The organism is Arthrobacter sp. Hiyo1, from assembly GCF_001263615.2.
Taxonomy (GTDB): domain Bacteria; phylum Actinomycetota; class Actinomycetes; order Actinomycetales; family Micrococcaceae; genus Arthrobacter.
This window is the reverse complement of record NZ_DF952470.1, coordinates 548,447-552,259: the sequence shown is the minus strand read 5'-3', so window position 1 is coordinate 552,259 and position 3,813 is coordinate 548,447. Positions and strand designations below refer to the sequence as shown.

Sequence of the window (3,813 nt, the reverse complement as noted above, 5' to 3'; positions counted from 1 at the left end):
CGAGAACGCCGCGCGCTTCAGCTTCCTGCTCGCCACGCCGATCATCGGCGCGGCCGCCGTGCTCAAGCTGCCTGACCTTTTCACTCCGGCCATGGCCGACGAGCGTGGCGTGTTCCTGGTGGGGGCGCTGTGCGCGGGTGTCGCCGCATGGTTCGCCACCAAGTTCCTGCTTCGCTTCTTCGAGACCCGGACCCTGACACCGTTTGCCATCTACTCGGTGGTCGGCGGAGCGATCTACTTCATTTTGATGCTCGTCATGGGCTAGGGTCCGCTAATGGCATCGAGCGAAGGCATTGAAACTGTCAGAGGCCCCGCATAGGGTTTTGTCTGTCTCCACCACCCACTCATGAAACCGTGGAACAACCGCGGTAACGACACAGGAGAAAACATGCCCACGCCTGACATCACCCCCGGCTCACCTTGCTGGATCGACCTGATGACCTCGGACCCGGAGAAGGCAAAGTCCTTCTACAACACGCTCTTCGGTTGGACCTACGAGACCGGGGATCAGGAAAAGTACGGTGGCTACATCACCGCCTCGAAGGACGGCAAGATGGTGGCCGGGATCATGCAGAAGCAGGAAAACATGGGCCAGATGCCCGATGTCTGGTCCACTTACCTGCGGACTGACGACATCAAGGCCACCACCGAAGCAGCCCTCGCCAACGGCGGCCAGGTCTACATGGAACCCATGGAAGTTCCGGACCAGGGAACCATGGCCATGTACGCGGATTCCTCCGGCGCGGCCATCGGTGCCTGGCAGTTCGGCGAGATGAAGGGCTATCAGCTGGCTGCCGAAACAGGCGCGCCGGCCTGGCACGAGCTCTTCGCCAAGGAGTACGACTCGGCCGTTTCCTTCTACCAAAACGTCTTTGGTTGGGAAACCACGGTCGTGGGCGACACCCCGGAGTTCCGTTACACGACGCTCGGTGAGGGCGACAACTCCAAGGCAGGCATCATGGATGCCTCCGGTTTCCTCCCTGCCGAGGTGCCGTCCTACTGGGGCGTCTACTTCGCGGTGGACAAGGTCGATGACACCATCGAGCAGGCCGTCTCCCTGGGCGCCACCGTGGTCCAGGCGGCTGAGGACACCCCCTACGGCCGGATGGCCACCCTGACCGACCCGACGGGTGCGATCTTCAAACTCATCCAAAACCAGGCTGCATAAGCCCAACCGCCAGGCGCAGCCCGCTACCGCCAGAGAGCATGCTCTCCCCCGGGACCGACGAGTGGACATATCAGGCTTATGTCCACTCGTCGGAACGGGCAGGGAGCATGCTCATTCTTGTTGGGGGAATATGCTCATTTTTGGAGCGGAAGGCCGAGCATGTCCCTGGCGATTTCGTCGGCGTCGCGGAGGGTCCGTTGGCCACTCCGATAGCCGCGACCATCGGATGGCCGGGCTTCGGCCGCGATGGCTGTCCCCCATTGGGTGGAAGAAAGCTGCAGGCCGAGGGCGTACATTCCCGGAGTCACGGAACCGTTGGCGCCCACCACGCGGTACGGATGCGGCTGGACATCCAAGCCGGACGTCTGCACCGGCGTTCCCTCGGCAGTCATCATCACCTTGGGCCGCACCAATCCGTCGGCGAGCAACTGCCGCAGGAACGGAGAAACACTCACGCCTACCCGGTTCGCCGGGGACATGGCCTCAATAAGGATCCTGGCTTCCGCGGCGTCGTCGTGCACCCAGGCAGATACCGCCCGGAAGACGCGCTGGGAACGGTCGACGCTGAACCGCGGATCCGGGCCCACAAAACTCACGACGCCGGCACGCGCCAAAGCGGCCAATTGTTCGGCGCGCAGCGCTGGAGGACCGCTCGCGAGCCCCTCAACGAAGGATTCGAACCAGCCGCGCAGCTCGCCCACCCACGATTCGTCCGTGATACCGCCGTCGGCCACGGCGCTCTTCAGGATGGCCCGTCCGGTGTGCAACGCACCGATGGCCATCTTCACGGGATCCGACTCTCCCAGGGCGGAGCGGCGGGCGTCATCGTCCAGATAGTCCACGACGGCGGCGTCGAGTTCCTTCCTGGACGCGAAGGAATGCCCGGCCAAGGGCGCCGCGAGGCCCAGCAGGTCAAGGCGGCGCGACGATGCAACATGGGTGGAGACCAACTCGGCGACATGGTTTTCCCAGCGCCCGGTGGCATGCGCGTGGGGCTGCAACAAGTCTTCGAGAGCGGCCAGGAATTCCGTCGCATCAGACACGGCCACGGGCTCGGCCGCAACCAGCGTTGAGTAGTAGGCCCACAAGGCGTCGCGATGCAGGAGGGGCCAAAGGTCATGGTCGAAGCCAGGCTGGATACCGGCCGCGGCGAAGCGTTCCACCGCGCTCTCGGTCAGATACCGCAAGCGCACGGACTTGGGATAGTAACCGTCCAGCCCGGCCTTGGCCCGGTACGGAGTGCCGCGCCTGGATGCCGCAATGATCTTCGGTTCCTGGCCCGAAGGCAGGTACTTGAGCTTCCCATGGAGACCGCCTTCGGCCGGCACGAACTGTCCGCCGCGGCCTTCGGTCAGCTGGCCCATGACGTCGAAGAAATTCAGCCCCATGCCCCGGACCAGGACCGTCTCCCCCGCAGACCAACGCCCAGTCCACATCGGCCGGAGCAGCCGGCGGCACATACAGCAGCCCGAGCTCCGCTGCCACCTCCCTGAACGAACGCTGCTCCGGGTTGAGCCGGGACTCAAGGTGGCCCAGCGCGAGGACGAGGGAATCCACGGTGAGCCGAGCGCCGTCGTCGAGTTCGACGTCGAACCCTCCGCCCGCTGGCTTGCCCGGCGAACCGTCCGTCGGGCCTCCCGGCAGTGGATGCGCCGCCACGGCGTTGCTTCGGTGGAAGGCGATCTCCACTCCGGCCGGAACGCGGTCCAGCAGTTCCTCAAGAGTCGAACGGAGATACCGTCCGTAAAGGGCACGGCTGGGAAAGTCGTGGGAGGCGAGCACGGCGAGTTCGGCCCGTTCCTCGGAGCTCAGGCCTTGACCGCCGACGGACTGCTTCTCCGTCCGCCACTGCTCAAAAGAGCCCCCGGCGAGGGGCGGCGCGAGTCGCTCGTCCTCGGGAATCAGTGTGGGGTAGAACGACTGCGTGTTCATGAGGTAGAGCCGGGACTGATCGGGCTGCCAGACGTGCCCGGGACCGGCGGGATAGGGGTCCACGACGTCGATGTGCAGGGAGCGTGTGTGCGTTTCCGTCGCGGCCCAATTGGCGAGCAATCGCTCCAGCACACTGGTGCCGCGGGGACCTGCCCCGATCAGCCCAACCCGGATGTTCTGCGATTTACCCACGCCCAAGCCTAACTTCTTGTGACTTGCTTCCTGCTCAGACAGTCACTCTAGGATGAGGCATGACCACCACAGCAGCTGATCAAGCGCCCGCGCCCGACAACGAAACTGCCCAGGGTACCGCAATCGCCCCCGAACCTGTCGACGAGAATATCTGGCTCGAAGACATTCATGGCGAGGAACAGCTGGCCTGGGTGCGGGAGCAAAATGCCCGCACCGAAGACTTGCTCGACGACGCCGAATACACCGCGCTGGAAGCCGGAATCCTGGAGGTTCTGGACTCCACGGACAGGATCGCCATGGTCAACAAGCGCGGCGAGCACTACTACAACTTCTGGAAAGACCAGCAGAACCCCAAGGGCCTCTGGCGCCGGACCACGTGGGAAAGCTACCTCAGCGACGCCCCGGAATGGGACGTGCTGCTCGACATCGATGCGCTGGCCGCCGCCGAAGGCGAAGAATGGGTTTTCCACGGCGCCAACTTCCTGCGCCCGGCCGAAGGCGAACCGCACCGCCTCGCCATC

Annotated in this window: 2 protein-coding genes and 2 pseudogenes; 3 read left to right on the top strand and 1 reads right to left on the bottom strand. The window is 64.5% G+C overall.

The window, feature by feature from the left end; all coding sequences use genetic code 11:
- Positions 1 to 265: undecaprenyl-diphosphate phosphatase (locus AHiyo1_RS11365; RefSeq protein ID WP_216363184.1), on the top strand; the 265-nt coding region annotated here is incomplete at its 5' end.
- 123 nt (positions 266 to 388) lie between these two features.
- The gene (locus AHiyo1_RS11360) at positions 389 to 1,168 is read left to right on the top strand and encodes a VOC family protein (RefSeq protein WP_059388636.1); all 780 of its coding nucleotides are present in this window, start codon (positions 389 to 391) and stop codon (positions 1,166 to 1,168) included.
- A 134-nt stretch (positions 1,169 to 1,302) separates the two neighbouring features.
- Here AHiyo1_RS11360 and AHiyo1_RS11355 read toward each other — a convergent pair.
- A pseudogene (locus AHiyo1_RS11355) lies at positions 1,303 to 3,292 on the bottom strand (FAD/NAD(P)-binding protein).
- Positions 3,293 to 3,351: 59 nt separating this feature from the next.
- Between AHiyo1_RS11355 and AHiyo1_RS26645 the strand changes: the two are divergent.
- Positions 3,352 to 3,813, top strand: a pseudogene (locus AHiyo1_RS26645) (prolyl oligopeptidase family serine peptidase); the annotation flags it as partial.

Coding starts and splice junctions, on each gene's coding strand:
- AHiyo1_RS11360 (WP_059388636.1), top strand. CDS start 389: ATGCCCACGCCTGACATCACCCCCGGCTCACCTTGCTGGATCGACCTG.